This window comes from Stenotrophomonas sp. STEN029 (assembly GCF_056760015.1).
On record NZ_JBRREC010000104.1, the window covers coordinates 1 to 16,073 of the forward strand.

The following is a 16,073-nucleotide window of genomic DNA, read 5'->3' on the forward strand; positions in this document are numbered from 1 at the left end:
GCGTCAGATGTGTTTAAGAGACAGGCTGGCAGCAATGAAATCACCAGCATGAGTGCGATCTGACCGCTCAACGGCTTCGCGGCTGACGCCGCTCCTACAATGATGGGAGCGGCTGATGGATCCTTGGTAAAGCCCCTGCCGAGCATGGCTCGGCACTACAGGTTGCTTGGGATTTACCTGCGCGCAACATTCGCGGCGCTACCATTCCTGCATTCGTTGAATGCAGGTGAATACATGGCGTCGTATCAGACTATCAATCCCTTCAATGGCGAGGTCGTGCGCACGATCGAGCTGATGACTGCTGCTGGCATTGAGCAGCGCCTGGCCGCAGCTGAATCGGCATTCCCTCAGTGGTCGGCATTGTCGCTGGAGCAGCGTGGTGACTATCTGCGTAAGGTCGCAGCCGGCCTGCGCGAACGCCGCGACGAGATCCAGCGCGTGATGACCGCTGAGATGGGCAAGCTGCGCCGCGAGGCCTTGGCCGAGATCGAGAAGAGCGCCGCCGGTTGCGAGTACTACGCCGACCACGCTGCCGACTATCTGAAGCCACAGCCGATCCCCACCGAAGCGCAGCGCAGTTACGTCATCTACCAGCCCATCGGCTGCGTGATGGCGGTGATGCCGTGGAATTTCCCGATCTGGCAGGTGATCCGCTTCCTCGCACCGGGTTTGATGGCAGGCAATGTCGCCCTGCTCAAGCACGCAAGTAATGTTCCTGGCTGCGCCGACCTGTTGCGCGACGTGGTTGCCGCCGCGGGCATTCCGGAAGGCGTATTTGACGCACTGCATATCGACAATGATCAGGCCGCTGATGTGCTGCGTGATCGGCGGATCAAGGCGGTCACCTTGACTGGCAGTGAGCGCGCAGGACGGTCGATTGCGGCCAATGCCGGTGATCAGCTGAAGAAGTGCGTGATGGAACTCGGCGGCAGCGATGCCTTCGTGGTGCTGGATGACGCCGACCTGGATCTGGCGGCTGCGGCAGCGGTCAAGTCGCGCTTCGACAATGCTGGCCAGACCTGCATTGCGGCCAAGCGCTTCATCCTGGTCGACTCCATTGCTGATGCGTTCGTGCAGCGCTATGTGGAAGCTGCTCAGGCACGCGTTTATGGTGATCCGCAGGATGAGGCGAGCACGCTCGCACCGATGGCGCGCGCCGACCTGCGCGATGAGCTGCACAAGCAGGTGCGCGTCAGCATCGACAAGGGCGCGAAGGTGCTGCTGGGCGGTTCGCCGGTAGCCGGTAGCAATGCGGGCTACGAGGCGACGATCCTCGACAACGTCGGGCCCGGCATGCCGGCCTACGACGAAGAGCTGTTCGGGCCGGTTGCGGCGATCATCCGGGTCAAGGATGAGGCCGAGGCGGTGCGCGTGGCCAATGACACCAGCTTCGGGCTGGGCGGCAGTGTGTGGACCCGCGATGTGCTGCGCGGCGAGAACGTCGCGGTGCAGCTGCAATGCGGCGCGGCCTTCGTCAATTCAGTGGTGAAGAGTGATGCGCGGCTGCCGTTCGGCGGGACCAAGCGGTCCGGGTTCGGGCGTGAGCTGGCCGGGCCGGGTATTCATGAATTCATGAACATCAAGACGGTCTATGTGGCCTGATGCCGAGCTTGTAGGAGCGGCGTGAGCCGCGAAGCTGGCAATCCATACGCGCCCACGAAAACCAGCAACTGTAGTGAAGCGGATTGCAGGCTCTTGAAGTGTTTTGAGCATTGGTGGCTTCGCGGCTTATGCCGCTCCCACATGGCCTGCTGGTAAAGCCCCTGCCGAGCATGGCTCGGCACTACGCTCCCTCCCTTTCGCGCAGCGAAGGGGAGGGTTGGGGAGGGGTAGGCTCTGTCGCCTCTGATGCTGAGGTGGCTTCGCGGCTTACCCCGCTCCGACAAAACGCACAGCCGCTCTCATTAACCGAACGGCTGGTCGATGGACGTGCTCTGCGGGGTCATCAGCGCGGCACCATCTTCGGTGACGTAGAGGATATCTTCCAGGCGCACGCCGAGGCGGTCCGGAATGTAGATGCCGGGTTCGTCGCTGAAGGTCATGCCCGGTTCCAGCAGGTGGGTGTTACCGCGTACCAGGTAATCCCATTCGTGCATGTCCAGGCCGATGCCGTGGCCTAGACGGTGGCTGAAATAGCGGTAGTCCGGGCCGTAGCCGGAATCGCTGATCACCTTGCGTGCCGCGGCATCCACATCGCCCATCGCCACGCCCGGACGTGCGGTGTTCAATGCCGCCGTCTGTGCCTTCAACACGATGTCGAATACCTTGCGGATCTCGTCATCGGGCTGGCCCAGCACTACGGTACGGGTGATGTCGCTGGTATAGCCACCGGCGCGGCAACCGCCATCGAAGATGATCGGTGTGCCTTCGACCAGATGCTGCGGTTTGTCCGAGCCGTGCGGGGAGGCGGTGTATTTGCCGATGTTGACGCTGGCATCGCCCTGCAAGCCGGTACGCGCGTAGGCCATGGCCAGCAGGCCGGCGATGTCCTGCTCGGTCATGCCTGGCTTCAAGGCCTTCCACACCGCCTCGTACACGGCCAGCGTGGCTTCATTGGCCAGCTTCATCAATGCCAGCTCGGCAGCGCTCTTGACCCGGCGGCAGCCCGATACCACCGGCCATGCCGGTACCACCTTGGCCTGCGGCAGGGCGTCGGCAATGCCTTTGGCGCGGAAGTAGGGCACGGCTTCTTCCATGCCCAAGGTGCCGGTGGCATGGCCCATGTCACGCAGCACCTTGGCGACCAGGGCGTAGGGGTCCTCATCTTCCTGCCAGCCGCGTACGTCGTTGCCCAGTTTGATCTGCTCCAGCGTGCGCACCCGTTCGAACTCCGGTGTCACGTAGACCGGCTCGCCCCTGCGCGGAATGATTACGCCGGTGAGGCGCTCGCTGTCCCACCAGCGCATGCCGGTGAAATAGGTCAGCGAGCTGCCAGCGCCGATGAACACGGCATCGATGCCGTGTTCGGCCATCAGTCGCTGGGCCTTGGCCACGCGTGCGATGCGCTCGTCGTTGCCGATCGGTACCACCTGCGCAGCGACCGATTTCAGGGCGCGCATGGATTCGGGCAGGGCGTTGTCGGAGTCGGCCGCAGTCTGTGCAGACGCGATCTGTGACAGGGGGAGTGCGGCGGCGCCGGCGATCAACGTGTTGCGCAGGAAGCTGCGACGGGCGGGATTGGCGTGGTCGTGCTGCATGGTTGCTCTCTGGAAAGACTGGGTAGCTGGTCAAAGCCAGCCGGAACGTTTGAACAGGCGGTACAGCACCACGCAGATCACGCCGACACCGAGCATCAACAGCGGATAGGCGAAGCGCCCGGCCAACTCCGGCATGTGAGCGAAGTTCATGCCGTACCAGCTGGTGACCAGGGTTGGTGCAGCCAGCAGTGCTGCCCAGGCACCGAGCTGCTTGACTGTCTCGCCCTGCGCCAGCGTCACCAGCGACAGGTTCACGCTCAGTGCGGTGCCCAGCATCTCGCGCAAGGTGTCGATGGCTTCGTTGACCCGGGCTGCGTGGTCCTGCACGTCGCGCAGGTAGAGCCGAACTTCTTCGTTGATCAACTGTGCCTGATTGCGCTGCAACTGGGCCAGGGCATCCTGCAGCGGCGCCACCGCCAGCCGCATCTTGTTGAGCTCGCGCTTGAGTTCGTACAGGCGGATTACCGTGCGCCGCTCATAGGTGTCGGCGAAGATGTTCTTCTCCAACAGGTCCAGGGTGTCGCGGAAGCTGTCGGTGATCGGCAGGTAGTGATCGACCACTGCATCGAGCACCGAGTACAGGCAGAACGAGGGGCCCATCGCCAGCAGCTCGGGCTCCTGCTCCAGTCGCGCACGCACGGGGGCATAAGACAGCGAGGCGCCGTGACGCACCGTCACCAGGAAGCGCGGGCCGAGGAAGGCATGGGTTTCGCCGTAGCGGATGCGCTCATCCACCACCTGCGCGGTGTGCACCACCACGAACAGGGAATTGCCGTAGGTTTCGATCTTGGGCCGCTGGTGCGCCTTGCGGGTGTCTTCGATCGCCAGTGGGTGCAGGTCGAATTCTTCCTGCACCTTGTCCAGGATGGCGTCGCTGGGCTCGTACAGGCCGACCCAGACGAAGCCATTGGCATCATCGGCGAGCACGTCGCTGATGCTGTCCAGGTCGAGCGGGCGCTGTGTGCCGTCGGCACCGTACCAGGTGCAATTGATCACGCAGGCCGGGTTGGCCTGGGCGGGAGTTGGAGTGATGCCGGTAGTCATCCCGGCATCGTGCCTCAGCTGGCCGGTAACGCCAAGCTGCGGCGCCCCAGGATCAGTGCCAGTGCGATGTGGATGGGCAGCAGCAGCACGATCCACTGCATGTTGAACTGCGCCTGCAGCGACAGCCAATGCAGCGGCAACGCCAGCAGCGCAATGCCGGTCATCAGCCACAGGACGACCCGGAACCAGGCGCGCGGTTGACGCCCGCGCAGCAGACTCCATGCGCCGGGAATCAAGAACAGCGCCAACGGACTGAGCAGCAACAGGTTGCGGTTGGCCCAGGCGGCCTGGTGTTCGCTGAAACCCCACAGGAAGGTCAGCAGGCCACCGGCAACGCCACAGAACAGCCAGAACGGCAGCGCGAACCCGCCGATCAGGCGCGGCTTGCGGCGTGCGGTGTACAGTGCAGCGGCAACGACAAGGCCGGCCAGCAGCCACGGCCACCAGGAGCGCTGCTTTTCCTTTGGCTCGGGTGGCAGGCGCTGCGGCAGCAATTCCTGTTCGGCCTGTACCAGCGGCCGGCCTTCACTATTGCGTACTTCGCGCAGACTGTCGGCCAGGCGCATGGGCACGAAGGCTTCCTGCCAGCGCGACAGTGGCTGATCGGCATTCGGGCCCAGACCGATATCGAAGCCAAGCCACATCCAGGGCGAAGGCGAGGCCAGTCGCACCGACTCGCTGCGGTAACTATTGCCACGTGAACGGCCCGCCAGCTGCGATTGCAGGGCGCCGCCCATGGCCTGATCCAGGCTGTCGCGCACCATGGTGGCGCAGTTAGCGGTGAAGTAGTCGTAGCGGTAGCGCGCGTTCTCGGGCTTGGCGCGTTCGGCCAGTGCATCAGCCAGCGCTCGTGCCTGCGCCGGCGGCAGGTCCAGCCACTGGATGTTTGCCCCACGCCCAACACTTTCGTACTGCGCCAGGTCCTGCTCCAGCGGCAGTGCGACCAGGTAATACATCATCTTGCCGCGCACGAAGTTGCCGATGAAATCCGGTTCGGACGGGTCGAAGAAACCAAAGTTGTACGACGTTGCCTGCCCGCTTATCGGGTCCAACACCACCAGGGCGTCATGGCCGAAGCGTTCGAAGAACACCTCGCCTGGCAGCATGGTCACCACGCCGATGCGCGGTGCCGGGTGTGCGTTGGTTTCGCTGGATTGGTTGGCGACCGGTTGTGCGCTGCTGGCCATCGCGGCCAGCAGCAGGAACAACGACGCAAACGCGGACAGCAGCCGCGGCAGGCGCAGGGTGATCAAGCTTCGTCCTGATCTTCAGGTGGCAGGATGGTCACGTGGAAGGCCTGCACGCGGCGTGCATCGGCCTTGGCCACCCGGAACACGAAGCGCTCCAGGGTCAGCTCATCGCCGATTTCCGGCAGATGGCCGACGGCCTCGGTGACCAGACCGCCGATGGTGTCGTAATCGTCATCGGAGAACTCGGCGCCGAAGCGCTCGTTGAAGTCGCCGATGGTGGTCAGCGCATCCACTACATAACGGCCATCGGCGAGGATGGCGATCTGCGAGGTGTGGTCTTCGGTCTCGTCATGCTCATCATCGATCTGGCCGACGATCTGCTCCAGCACGTCCTCGATGGTGACCAGGCCGGCAACGCCGCCGTACTCGTCGACCACGATCGCCATGTGGTTGCGCGAGAGCCGGAACTCCTTGAGCAGCACATTGAGCTTCTTCGATTCGGGGATCAGCACCGCCGGACGCAGCAGCTCGCGCACGCTGGCGTGGCTGTTGTCGGCGACCACACCGCGCAGCAGGTCCTTGGCCAGCAGGATGCCGAGGATGTCGTCCTTGTTCTCACCGTGCACCGGGAAGCGCGAGTGGCCGGAATCGACCACCTGCTTCATCAGCTCGATGAAAGGCCGGTCCACCGGCAAGGACACCATGTGCGAGCGCGGGATCATCACGTCGCCGACGGTCAGCTCGGCCACCGAAATGGCGCCTTCCATCATCCGCAGGGTGTCTGCGGCGATCAGGCCGTCCTGCTGTGCCGTCTGCAGGATGCCAACCAGCTCGTCGCGGGTATGGGGTTCACTGGAGAACGCCGAACCCAGGCGCTCCAGCCAGCTGCGTTTCTTCTCACCGTTCTCGGGCGAGGTACTACTGTCGTCTTCAGACATCTCTTGGTTTGACTGCACCCGGCAGGCCGGGCGGTGCCTGCAAGTCTAGCAGGATGTTTGCCGTCGCCTGCTCAGGCCGCCGGTGGGTTGGGGGTCTGCACGCTGGGGGCTACCTGCGGTACATCGGCCGGGGTATCGGCCGGTTTGGGTGGCGCAGGTGGGGCTTCTCCCTCGGCCGGCAGGTCCAGACTGTAGGTGCAGCCGGCCAGGGTTTTGCCCGGGTGGGATTTGACCGTGGACACGCCCAGGATCACTGATTCGATCAGCGCTTCGCCGGTTTTGGCGTCGTTGACATCGCGGCTGACCAGCTCGCGGCCGGCCATGAACTTGTCCGGTGCGTCATAGCCGGTCTCCAGCTCCAGCTGTTTGGCCAGCGGGCGCGGATCGGGCATGTCGAGGATGGCGATGATGGTGCCGCCGGCCATGGCGATGTGGTCGGCGCTGTGCCCGAACACCGTGATCGGGGTGTTCAACATGTACTCGGCCATGAACAGGTTGCCCTGCGGCAAGGGCCGCCAGCCCAACGCTACCGCTTTCAGCGGGTCATTGACGATCGGTGCCAATGCGGCGAACTCGCTGACGCTCTGCCGGCACTCGATCAGCGCGGGCAGGTCGATGGTGGACTGGGCGCGAGCCGAACCGGCAGCGAGGAGGAGTAGCGTTAGCAGGTGGCTTGAGCGCACGGCAGTCATTCGGTGAAGTCCTGATGCCGATGATAGCGGCATCGCCGTGCGGCGCTGTGTTGCAGGAGCGAGCAGGGGGGGCGAGCCATGCTCGGCAGGGGTTTTACCGGTAGAGTTTCTGCCGAGCATGGCCGGGCACCACCGGGCATTGCGGGGAGGCCTCTGCCGAGCATGGCTCGGCACTACCTGTGGCTACTGCTCGTTGGCGTAGGGGTCGGCGATGCCCAGGTCGGCCAGGATCTCGCGCTCCAGCTGTTCCATGGCCTCGGCTTCCTTGTCGTCCTCGTGATCCCAGCCCAGCAGATGCAGCACGCCGTGTACGGTGAGGTGGGCGTAATGCGCGTTGAGCGCCTTGTCCTGTTCCTCGGCCTCGCGGGCGACCACCGGGGCGCAGATCACCAGATCGCCCAGCAGCGGGAATTTCACTCCCTTGGGCAGGCCTTCGGGCAGCTCGGCCGGAAAGCTGAGCACATTGGTAGCGTAGTCCTTACCCCGGTAATGGCGGTTCAGTGACTGACCTTCCTTGGCATCGACCACGCGGATGGCCAGGTCCGCCTCACGGATGCGGCCTTTGAGAGCGGCAGCCACCCAGCGGCGGAAGCTCACCGCTGCCGGCAGACCGGCGCGCGGCATTGCGTAGCTGACGGCGACATCAAGACGCACGGGACCCTTGGTCATTCGCTTGCTCCGGGCTTGACCTGCTGCAGGTCGCGGCGGTCATAGGCGCTGACAATGCGGGCCACCAGCGGATGGCGCACCACGTCGCGCGATTCAAAGAAGGTGAAGCTGACCCCGTCCACGCCGCGCAGCACCTCGATGGCGTCACGCAGGCCGGATTTGACGTGCTTGGGCAGGTCGGTCTGGGTCAGGTCGCCGGTGACGACGGCGGTCGAGCCGAAACCCAGGCGGGTCAGGAACATCTTCATCTGCTCGATGGTGGTGTTCTGCGCTTCGTCCAGGATCACGAAGGCGTCATTGAGCGTGCGGCCGCGCATGTAAGCCAGCGGAGCGATCTCGATGACATTCTTCTCAAGCAGCTTGGCCACTTTTTCCACGCCCAGCATTTCGTACAGGGCGTCGTAGAGCGGGCGCAGGTAGGGGTCGACCTTCTGGGTCAGGTCGCCGGGCAGGAAGCCCAGCTTCTCGCCGGCTTCCACCGCCGGGCGCACCAGGATCAGGCGCTGCACGCGCGATTCATTCAGTGCGTCCACGGCCATGGCCACTGCCAGGAAGGTCTTGCCGGTACCGGCCGGGCCGATGCCGAAGCTGATGTCGTGGGTGGCGATCTGGTGCAGGTAGCTGGCCTGGTTGAGGCCGCGGCCCCGCACGGTGCCGCGCTTGACCTTGATCGCTACTTCCTGCGCTTCATAGGCCTGCTCGGTCACGCGATCGACATTGGCGCGGTTCAGGCGCAGGTGGATGGCGTGGCTGTCGAAGACAGCTTCGGCGGCTTCCGCATAAAGGGCCTTGAGCAGCTTTTCAGCTTCCAGCGCGGTCTTGCCGGGGCCGCTGACGCGGAAGACATTGCCGCGGTTGGCAATCTCAACGCCCAGCTTGAGTTCGATCTGGCGCAGATGCTCGTCGAACGGCCCGGCCAGATTGGCCAGCCGTTCGTTATCAATCGGGTCGAGAGTGAAGTCGCGATGCGTGGTGGTGGTCATTTTCACTGACAGTTGCTGGCCGGCGAAGCCGTGCCTTGGACCTTGGAAGGGTACCCCTGCGGCTGACGGACCACCAGCGGGGCAGATAGTGATTCGGGGTTCTCCACAGCCGATGTGGATGCGGCGTGGGCCAAGCTGTGGATATCCCTGTCCAGCCCTTGCGGCATAAGCCTGTTGGCGGGATGGTTAAAAAACCGCCACATTTGACGGTTTAGGGGTAACAAGTTGTCCACAATTTTTGTGGATCGATTCGGGATGAACATGTGGATAACCCTGCGCAGCCCAATAACGGCGGGCGCTGGGTCGGTGTGGCGAATAAATGACCGCAGTGCTGGGGCAAAGGCAAAGGCGAGCGGTAAGAAGCGAAAACGAGCAACGACGGCTGTTCCCCTCCCGCCAGCGGGGTGAGAGGGGCGGCTTGCGAACCACTGGTTCGCTGCGGATCGAACGCCCTTGCTCCAGCGCGAGGGCCGGGGCTTGGAGCGGGGGAAGGGGGGCGCTCCTGCTTCGGACCAGTGGACCCCGCCTCTAGCCCGCGCAGCCCACCTTCCGTAAGAAAGCACAGCAGCAGCCGTCGCTGCCCTGACCTCAATCCTGCGTAACCACCCGCCCACGCAGCGAATTGCTGAAGGCCTCGGTGATCAACACATCGACAAACTGCCCGATCAGCCGCGAACTTGCCGGGAAGTTCACCGAACGCATGTTCTCGGTCTTGCCGGTCAGCTCATTCGGGTCCTTGCGCGACGGGCCCTCGACCAGCACGTTCTGCACCGTGCCAACCATGCGCGCGGAGATGCCGGCGGCATGCTCATTGATATGTGCCTGCAGCCGCGACAGCCGGGCGTGCTTGTCGGCATCGCTGGTGGTGTCTTCAAGGTCGGCAGCGGGGGTGCCGGGGCGGCGCGAATAAATGAAGGAGAAGCTCTGGTCGAAGCCCACGTCCTCGATCAGCTTCATGGTCTTCTCGAAATCGGCATCGGTTTCGCCGGGGAAGCCAACGATGAAGTCCGAGCTGATCGAGATGTCCGGGCGGACTGCGCGCAGCTTGCGGATCTTGGCCTTGAACTCCAGCGCGGTATAGCCGCGCTTCATCGCGCTGAGCACGCGGTCGCTGCCGGCCTGTACCGGCAGGTGCAGGTAGTTGGCCAGTTTCGGCACGTCGCGGTAGGCGTCCACCAGCGAGTCACTGAACTCCAGCGGGTGCGAGGTGGTGAAGCGGATGCGACCAATGCCGTCGATTTCGGCAAGGGTGCGGATCAGCAGGCCGAGGTCGGCAATCTCACCGTCGCCGTACGGGCCGCGATAGGCGTTGACGTTCTGGCCGAGCAGGTTGATCTCGCGCACGCCCTGTTCGGCCAGCTGTGCGCATTCCACCAGCACGTCCTCGAACGGCCGGCTGACCTCGGTACCACGGGTATACGGCACCACGCAGAACGAGCAGTACTTGGAGCAGCCTTCCATGATCGAGACGAAGGCCGACGGGCCCTCGGCGCGCGGCTCGGGCATGCGGTCGAACTTCTCGATCTCGGGGAAGCTGATGTCCACCTGCGGCTTGTTCTGCTCGCGGCGGGCGCGGATCAGCTCCGGCAGGCGGTGCAGGGTCTGTGGGCCGAACACCAGGTCCACGTAGGGCGCGCGCTTGACGATGGCTTCGCCTTCCTGCGAGGCCACGCAACCGCCGACGCCGATGATGACGTCGCGGCCATTGGCCTTGAGCGCCTTCCAGCGGCCGAGCTGGCTGAACACCTTTTCCTGTGCCTTTTCGCGGATGGAGCAGGTGTTGACCAGCACCACGTCGGCTTCTTCGGGGTTGTCGGTGAGCTCCAGGCCCTCGGCGGCGGCGAGTACGTCGGCCATCTTGGTTGAGTCGTACTCGTTCATCTGGCAACCGTGGGTCTTGATGTAGAGCTTGCCGCGCGCGCCGCCGGCAACCGTCGGCCGCTGGCCGGGCAGGGGGATCAATTCAGGTGTGGTCATTTCAACAGTAGGCACGGCGGAGCCGGCCGTGATCGGCAGGGGAGTTGCTGGCGTCCCGGGCATGGCGCTTATTCCAGACGGGTGGGCGGGCACGCAGCCACTGGGGCTGCATTCGTAGCCGCCTATTGTATCGGTCCGCGGGCCCGAGCACGAAAGCCGCTGCGTCAAATACTTGGCAAGCCCCGGCGAAGCTGGGAGACTCCCGCCCATGAAGGGGATTTTGGGGATCACCGGCATTCTCGCAGCAGCATTGGTCGCCTCGCCGGCCAGTGCCGGCACGCTGTACAAGTGCGTCGGCAGCGATGGGGTGCCCAATTACGTCAGCAAACGCGTCAGTGGCGCGAGCTGCAGCGTGGTCAGCAGTTATCGGCCGACCCGCGACGTGCCGCGCCATGTACCGCCTACCCCGGCGCCCGTCGCCACCCCGGTAGCTGCTGTGGCTCCCGCAAGCCAAGCCAATGACAGTTCGACGGCGGTGGCTGCACAGGCCGCCCCCACCGCAGTGCCACCCACGCCAGCGCCAGCAACGGCGGGGCGGGCGCAACGGGTGGTCAGTGGCCAAGTCTACTCTTATATGAAGGATGGGGTGCGTCACTACACCAGCAGCCGGCCGGCCCAGGTGGCCAACATCGGCGCGGTGCGCACCATTCAATACAGCTACATCGAGCGTTGCTTTGCCTGCGGCGTGAACTCCCGGGTCAACTTCGGCTCGGTGCGCTTGAACACCCAGGCCTACAGCACCGAGATCGCCTCGGCCGCACGCGAGTTCGGTGTCGAGGAGGCAGTGGTGCGGGCCATCATCCATGCCGAATCGGCGTTCAACCCGACCGCGCTCAGTCGCGCCGGGGCACAGGGTCTGATGCAGTTGATGCCACCCACGGCGCGTCGTTTCGGTGTGTCCGATTCCTACGACGCCGGCCAGAACATCCGTGGTGGCGTGCAATACCTGTCGTGGTTGCTGCGTCGTTTCAACGGCAACCTGACCTTGGCCGCGGCGGGTTACAACGCCGGCGAAGGTGCGGTGGATCGGCATGGTGGTGTGCCTCCCTACAAGGAGACCCAGTACTACGTGCAGCGCGTTGCACAGTTGGCCGACCGCTACCGTGGCGAGCTGGCCACGCGCCAGTAAGCCGTCCTCCAGCGTCTCTGTTGCAGCAGGCCGTGACAAATATCGCGGACTGGTGTTTGATCGCGTTGTGTCAGCGTTAAGCGTTCCGCTACACTCCGGAACGATTCGATTCAGAGCGGGATGGCCCCCACCAGACCGTTGGCAGCCTCTAGCTACCTAATCATTATCGGAGTGCCGGATGGCAAACGATGGGGTAAATGATCCAGTCAACACCGGACGTCGGCGGTTTTTGACAGCGACCACAGCCGTGGTCGGGGCAGTCGGTGTTGGTTTCGCCGCAGTTCCTTTCATCAAGTCGTGGAATCCCAGCGCCAGAGCCAAGTTGGCTGGTGCCCCGGTGACCGCCGATATCAGCGCGCTGCAGGAAGGCCAACGGCTGATCCTGGAATGGCGCGGCCAGCCAATCTGGATCGTCAAACGTTCCAAGGCCATCCTGCAGGCATTGCCTACCCTGGATGCACGGCTCAAGGATCCGGAGTCCGGCAACAAGGACCAGCAGCCGGACTATGTGCTCAAGGGCAATCCCGAGTTCCGCTCGATCAAGCCGGACATATCCGTGCTGGTCGGTTTGTGTACCCATCTGGGCTGTTCGCCGGAGATGGTTGCCGAGATCCGCCCCGAGCCCTACGACGCGCAGTGGAAGGGCGGTTATTTCTGCCCCTGCCACAAGTCGCGTTTCGACATGTCCGGGCGCGTGTTCCAGGACGTGCCGGCGCCGATCAACCTGCTGGTGCCGCCGCATCACTATGTGGATGACAACACCCTTGTCATTGGCGTTGATCCGCAGGGGGCAGCCTGATCATGGCCGACAATATTCTTACCCGCACCGTCAGTGGCGTGGCCGATTGGGTCAACGAGCGTGCGCCCGGCCTGATGCCGGTGTACCGCAAGCATGTCAGCGAGTATTACGCGCCGAAGAACTTCAACTTCTGGTACTACTTCGGCTCGTTGGCAATGGTGATCCTGGTCAACCAGATCGTCACCGGCATCTTCCTGACGATGCACTTCAAGCCCAGCGCGGCCGAGGCGTTCGCCTCGGTTGAATACATCATGCGCGACGTGGAGTGGGGCTGGTTGATTCGCTACATGCACAGCACCGGTGCCTCGCTGTTCTTCATCGTGGTTTACCTGCACATGTTCCGCGGCTTGATGTACGGCAGTTACAAGAAGCCGCGTGAGCTGGTGTGGATACTGGGCATGCTGATCTACCTGGTGCTGATGGCCGAAGCCTTCATGGGCTACGTGCTGCCCTGGGGCCAGATGTCGTTCTGGGGTGCCAAGGTCATCATCTCGCTGTTCGGTGCCATTCCGGTGATCGGCAATGGCCTGACCGAATGGATCATGGGTGACTACCTGCCCGGCGACGCAACGCTCAACCGCTTCTTCGCCCTGCATGTGATCGCGATGCCGCTGGTCCTGCTGTTGCTGGTGGTACTGCACCTGGGCGCGCTGCACGAGGTAGGGTCCAACAATCCGGATGGCGTTGAGATCAAGAAGGGGCCGAAGGGCAACCGCTGGTCAGCGACCGCGCCAGCCGATGGCATCCCGTTCCATCCGTATTACACGGTCAAGGATCTGGTCGGTGTCGGCTTCCTGCTCACGCTGGCCGCTTTCATCATCTTCTTTGCGCCGGTGTTCGGCGGTCTGTTCCTTGAACACGACAATTTCACCGAGGCCAATCGGCTGGTGACGCCGGAACACATCAAACCTGTCTGGTACTACACGCCGTACTACGCGATGTTGCGGGTGGTGCCGAACAAACTCGGCGGCGTGATGGTGATGTTCTCGGCCATCGCCATCCTGTTCCTGGTGCCGTGGCTGGACAAGGCCAAGGTCAAGTCGGTCCGTTACCGTGGCCCGATCTCGAAGGTGATGCTGGGCATCCTGGTGGTGTGCTTCGTGTGGCTGGGCGTGATTGGCTCCGGCCCGGGCACGGCGATCTGGGAGACCTGGGTGGGCCGCGTGCTGACCTTCCTGTACTTCGCCTTCTTCATCACCATGCCGCTTTGGACGAAGATCGACAGCACCAAGCAGGTACCGGACCGGGTGACGACGCATGACTGACAAGTGGATTGTGCGGTTGGCGATGGCTGCCGCGATGCTGCTGTGTGTCCCGGCGTTTGCTGCCGGCGGTGGCAAGTTGATGCAGGCGGGCAATGATCTGGGGGACCAGGCCTCGTTGCAGCGCGGCGCGCAGGCTTACATGAGCTACTGCTCGGGTTGCCACTCACTGAAGTACCTGCGTTATTCGCGCATGGGTGAGGATCTCGGCCTGACCGAACAACAGGTGATGGACAACCTCAACTTCACCGGTGCCGCCTATGGCGAGCAGATCCAGGTGGCGATGCCGCATGACGAGGCGACCAAATGGTTCGGCAAGATGCCGCCGGACCTGAGCCTGATTTCGCGGGTGCGCGGCAGTGACTGGATCTACAGCTACCTGAAGTCGTTCTATGTGGACGAGTCGCGGCCGCTGGGCTGGAACAACAGCGTGTTCCCGAACGCCTCGATGCCGAACCCGCTATGGGAGCTGCAGGGCATGCAGCACGCCATTCACGGCAAGGCCGAGCAGGAGGGCATCGACCCGCCGGTGGTGGGCTTCAAGCTTGCTTCGCCGGGCAAGGTCGATCCGCGTGGCTATGACCAGACGGTCCGCGACATTACCAACTTCCTGGAATATGCCGGCGAGCCGGCCGCGCTCAAGCGGCAGAGCCTGGGCGTCTGGGTGGTGCTGTTCCTGGCCCTGCTGACCTTCCTGGCTTATCTGGTCAAGACCGAGTACTGGAAAGACGTGCATTGAGCTGGGTGCAGGCCGGGGGGCAGTGCGCAGGGGGCCTTGGCAACTGCGCCTGTGGCTTGGCACACTCGGGTAACCGTGGTCACCGTCAGCAATGTGCTGGCGGGGCCGTAAGGTTGGCGGAATCCAACCGATGGAGAGCCTTTGATGGCGGCGAGTGTGCGTATGCGTAATACCCTGACCTTGTTCTCTGCAAATGACGATGCCCTGTGTCATCGGGTGCGGTTGGTGTTGGCGGCCAAGGGCGTGACTTACGATCTGGTGCCGGTCGATGCGCAGAACCCACCGGAAGATCTGATCGATCTGAATCCGTATCACTCCGTGCCGACCCTGGTTGAGCGCGAGCTGGTGCTGTACGCGGCATCGGTGGTGAGTGAGTACCTGGACGAGCGCTACCCGCACCCGCCATTGATGCCGGTCGACCCTTTGTCGCGGGCGCGGCTGCGCCTGGCGATGCTGCGCATCGAACATGACTGGGTGCCGCAGGTGCAGGCCATTCAGATGGGCAACAAGACCCAGGCGGAAGCGGGGCGCAAGCGCTTGAAGGAACTGGTTGCGCAATCGGTGCCGCTGTTCAAGGCGTCCAAGTTCTTCCTCAATCCGGAAATGAGCCTGGCTGACTGCGCGATGGCGCCGATCATCTGGCGGCTGGAGTCCCTGGGCGTGGCGCTGCCCAAGGACGGCAAGGCGATCGAGGACTACGGCAACCGCTTCTTCCGCCATCCGGCCTTCGTCCGCAGCCTGACCGATCAGGAAAAGAAGCTGCGCGAACTGCCGGGCTGAGCAGCCGCCGGCTGTATCCGAACTTATCGATCACCGCCGACAGGCGGTGATCGTGCTTCAATGCCGCGTACACTTGTGCAATGACTGAAGAAACTTTCCGGATGAGCAGCCATCGCCCGTATCTGTTGCGGGCGCTGGTCGAGTGGATCAACGACAACGGCATGACGCCGCACGTGATGGTCGATGCCGGGGTTCCCGGCGTGCAGGTGCCGAGCAGCGCGATCAAGGAAGAGCGGGTAGTGCTCAATATCGCCGAGCGCGCCGTTGTTGGCCTGCATATCGACAATGACGCGGTGAGCTTCACCGCGCGTTTCTCCGGAACCAGTTTCCCGGTATACGTGCCGATCTCGGCGATCCTGGCCGTCTATGCGCGCGAGACCGGCCAGGGCATGGCCTTGCCGGATGACATTCCGGGCACCGAGACCACGCCGGATGACGACGATACGCCGCCGACCGATCCGCCGGAGCGTCCGCAGCCTGGCGCGAAGCGCCCGTTCCTGCGGGTAGTCAAATAATTCCACCGCCGCCGCAAGGCGGCGGTTTTGTTTGGGCGTCTGTGTAGCGCCGAGCCATGCTCGGCAGGGGCATCACCGACAATCCCATAACGCTGCACGCTTTTTGTGGGAGCCGCGTCAGCCGCGAAGCTGATGCACTGGAAGTTGCGGGCATGCCAG

General features: G+C 63.6%; 15 protein-coding genes. 7 read left to right on the forward strand and 8 right to left on the reverse strand.

Features of this window, described 5'->3' with window-relative positions:
- The first annotated feature begins 234 nt into the window (after window positions 1-234).
- Window positions 235-1,602 (forward strand): NAD-dependent succinate-semialdehyde dehydrogenase, encoded by a 1,368-nt coding sequence (locus ACVOLI_RS17995; RefSeq protein ID WP_481615432.1) that lies wholly within the window; start codon window positions 235-237, stop codon window positions 1,600-1,602.
- A gap of 302 nt (window positions 1,603-1,904) precedes the next feature.
- Here ACVOLI_RS17995 and ACVOLI_RS18000 read toward each other — a convergent pair whose 3' ends face one another.
- From ACVOLI_RS18000 to miaB, 8 genes are all read right to left on the reverse strand, one after another.
- Window positions 1,905-3,197, reverse strand: coding sequence for a M24 family metallopeptidase (locus ACVOLI_RS18000; protein ID WP_481615433.1), 1,293 nt, complete (start codon window positions 3,195-3,197; stop codon window positions 1,905-1,907).
- Window positions 3,198-3,227: 30 nt separating this feature from the next.
- Window positions 3,228-4,241, reverse strand: a complete 1,014-nt coding sequence (locus ACVOLI_RS18005) for a magnesium and cobalt transport protein CorA (protein ID WP_481615434.1) — start codon at window positions 4,239-4,241, stop codon at window positions 3,228-3,230.
- A 14-nt stretch (window positions 4,242-4,255) separates the two neighbouring features.
- Complete coding sequence (locus tag ACVOLI_RS18010; protein WP_481615437.1) at window positions 4,256-5,485, reverse strand: lipoprotein N-acyltransferase Lnb domain-containing protein; 1,230 nt, start codon at window positions 5,483-5,485, stop codon at window positions 4,256-4,258.
- A gap of 5 nt (window positions 5,486-5,490) precedes the next feature.
- Window positions 5,491-6,369 carry an HlyC/CorC family transporter gene (locus ACVOLI_RS18015; protein ID WP_282272562.1) on the reverse strand — a complete coding sequence of 293 codons (879 nt, stop codon included), beginning with the start codon at window positions 6,367-6,369 and terminating at the stop codon, window positions 5,491-5,493.
- Between the two features lie 71 nt (window positions 6,370-6,440).
- Window positions 6,441-7,061 carry a hypothetical protein gene (locus tag ACVOLI_RS18020; protein ID WP_481615435.1) on the reverse strand — a complete coding sequence of 207 codons (621 nt, stop codon included), beginning with the start codon at window positions 7,059-7,061 and terminating at the stop codon, window positions 6,441-6,443.
- A 183-nt stretch (window positions 7,062-7,244) separates the two neighbouring features.
- Window positions 7,245-7,730, reverse strand: a complete 486-nt coding sequence (gene ybeY, locus ACVOLI_RS18025) for an rRNA maturation RNase YbeY (protein WP_282272180.1) — start codon at window positions 7,728-7,730, stop codon at window positions 7,245-7,247.
- Entirely contained in the window at window positions 7,727-8,713 is a 987-nt protein-coding gene (locus tag ACVOLI_RS18030; protein WP_481615438.1) for a PhoH family protein, read from the reverse strand. Before ACVOLI_RS18030 ends, ybeY begins: the two co-directional genes overlap by 4 nt.
- Before the next feature lie 588 nt (window positions 8,714-9,301).
- A complete protein-coding gene (gene miaB / locus ACVOLI_RS18035; protein ID WP_481510760.1) occupies window positions 9,302-10,753 on the reverse strand; it encodes a tRNA (N6-isopentenyl adenosine(37)-C2)-methylthiotransferase MiaB in 1,452 nt (483 codons plus the stop codon).
- A gap of 145 nt (window positions 10,754-10,898) precedes the next feature.
- On the opposite strand from miaB, the gene ACVOLI_RS18040 reads away from it, so the two are divergent.
- The 6 genes from ACVOLI_RS18040 (at window position 10,899) to ACVOLI_RS18065 (ending at window position 15,914) form a co-directional block, all read left to right on the forward strand.
- Entirely contained in the window at window positions 10,899-11,819 is a 921-nt protein-coding gene (locus ACVOLI_RS18040) for a lytic transglycosylase domain-containing protein (protein WP_481615436.1), read from the forward strand.
- 178 nt (window positions 11,820-11,997) lie between these two features.
- The gene (petA, locus tag ACVOLI_RS18045) at window positions 11,998-12,618 is read left to right on the forward strand and encodes a ubiquinol-cytochrome c reductase iron-sulfur subunit (protein WP_057629370.1); all 621 of its coding nucleotides are present in this window, start codon (window positions 11,998-12,000) and stop codon (window positions 12,616-12,618) included.
- 2 nt (window positions 12,619-12,620) lie between these two features.
- Window positions 12,621-13,883, forward strand: a complete 1,263-nt coding sequence (locus ACVOLI_RS18050) for a cytochrome b (RefSeq protein WP_481510762.1) — start codon at window positions 12,621-12,623, stop codon at window positions 13,881-13,883.
- Window positions 13,876-14,619, forward strand: coding sequence for a cytochrome c1 (locus ACVOLI_RS18055; RefSeq protein ID WP_282272172.1), 744 nt, complete (start codon window positions 13,876-13,878; stop codon window positions 14,617-14,619). The genes ACVOLI_RS18050 and ACVOLI_RS18055 overlap by 8 nt, the downstream gene beginning before the upstream one ends.
- Before the next feature lie 144 nt (window positions 14,620-14,763).
- A complete protein-coding gene (locus ACVOLI_RS18060; protein ID WP_282272170.1) occupies window positions 14,764-15,399 on the forward strand; it encodes a glutathione S-transferase N-terminal domain-containing protein in 636 nt (211 codons plus the stop codon).
- Window positions 15,400-15,479: 80 nt separating this feature from the next.
- A complete protein-coding gene (locus ACVOLI_RS18065; protein ID WP_296253896.1) occupies window positions 15,480-15,914 on the forward strand; it encodes a ClpXP protease specificity-enhancing factor in 435 nt (144 codons plus the stop codon).
- The last annotated feature ends 159 nt before the right edge of the window (window positions 15,915-16,073 follow it).

Coding starts and splice junctions, on each gene's coding strand:
- ACVOLI_RS17995 (WP_481615432.1), top strand. CDS start 235: ATGGCGTCGTATCAGACTATCAATCCCTTCAATGGCGAGGTCGTGCGC.
- ACVOLI_RS18000 (WP_481615433.1), bottom strand. CDS start 3,197: ATGCAGCACGACCACGCCAATCCCGCCCGTCGCAGCTTCCTGCGCAAC.
- ACVOLI_RS18005 (WP_481615434.1), bottom strand. CDS start 4,241: ATGACTACCGGCATCACTCCAACTCCCGCCCAGGCCAACCCGGCCTGC.
- ACVOLI_RS18015 (WP_282272562.1), bottom strand. CDS start 6,369: ATGTCTGAAGACGACAGTAGTACCTCGCCCGAGAACGGTGAGAAGAAA.
- ACVOLI_RS18020 (WP_481615435.1), bottom strand. CDS start 7,061: ATGACTGCCGTGCGCTCAAGCCACCTGCTAACGCTACTCCTCCTCGCT.
- ybeY (WP_282272180.1), bottom strand. CDS start 7,730: ATGACCAAGGGTCCCGTGCGTCTTGATGTCGCCGTCAGCTACGCAATG.
- ACVOLI_RS18030 (WP_481615438.1), bottom strand. CDS start 8,713: ATGACCACCACCACGCATCGCGACTTCACTCTCGACCCGATTGATAAC.
- miaB (WP_481510760.1), bottom strand. CDS start 10,753: ATGCCCGGGACGCCAGCAACTCCCCTGCCGATCACGGCCGGCTCCGCC.
- ACVOLI_RS18040 (WP_481615436.1), top strand. CDS start 10,899: ATGAAGGGGATTTTGGGGATCACCGGCATTCTCGCAGCAGCATTGGTC.
- petA (WP_057629370.1), top strand. CDS start 11,998: ATGGCAAACGATGGGGTAAATGATCCAGTCAACACCGGACGTCGGCGG.
- ACVOLI_RS18050 (WP_481510762.1), top strand. CDS start 12,621: ATGGCCGACAATATTCTTACCCGCACCGTCAGTGGCGTGGCCGATTGG.
- ACVOLI_RS18055 (WP_282272172.1), top strand. CDS start 13,876: ATGACTGACAAGTGGATTGTGCGGTTGGCGATGGCTGCCGCGATGCTG.
- ACVOLI_RS18060 (WP_282272170.1), top strand. CDS start 14,764: ATGGCGGCGAGTGTGCGTATGCGTAATACCCTGACCTTGTTCTCTGCA.
- ACVOLI_RS18065 (WP_296253896.1), top strand. CDS start 15,480: ATGACTGAAGAAACTTTCCGGATGAGCAGCCATCGCCCGTATCTGTTG.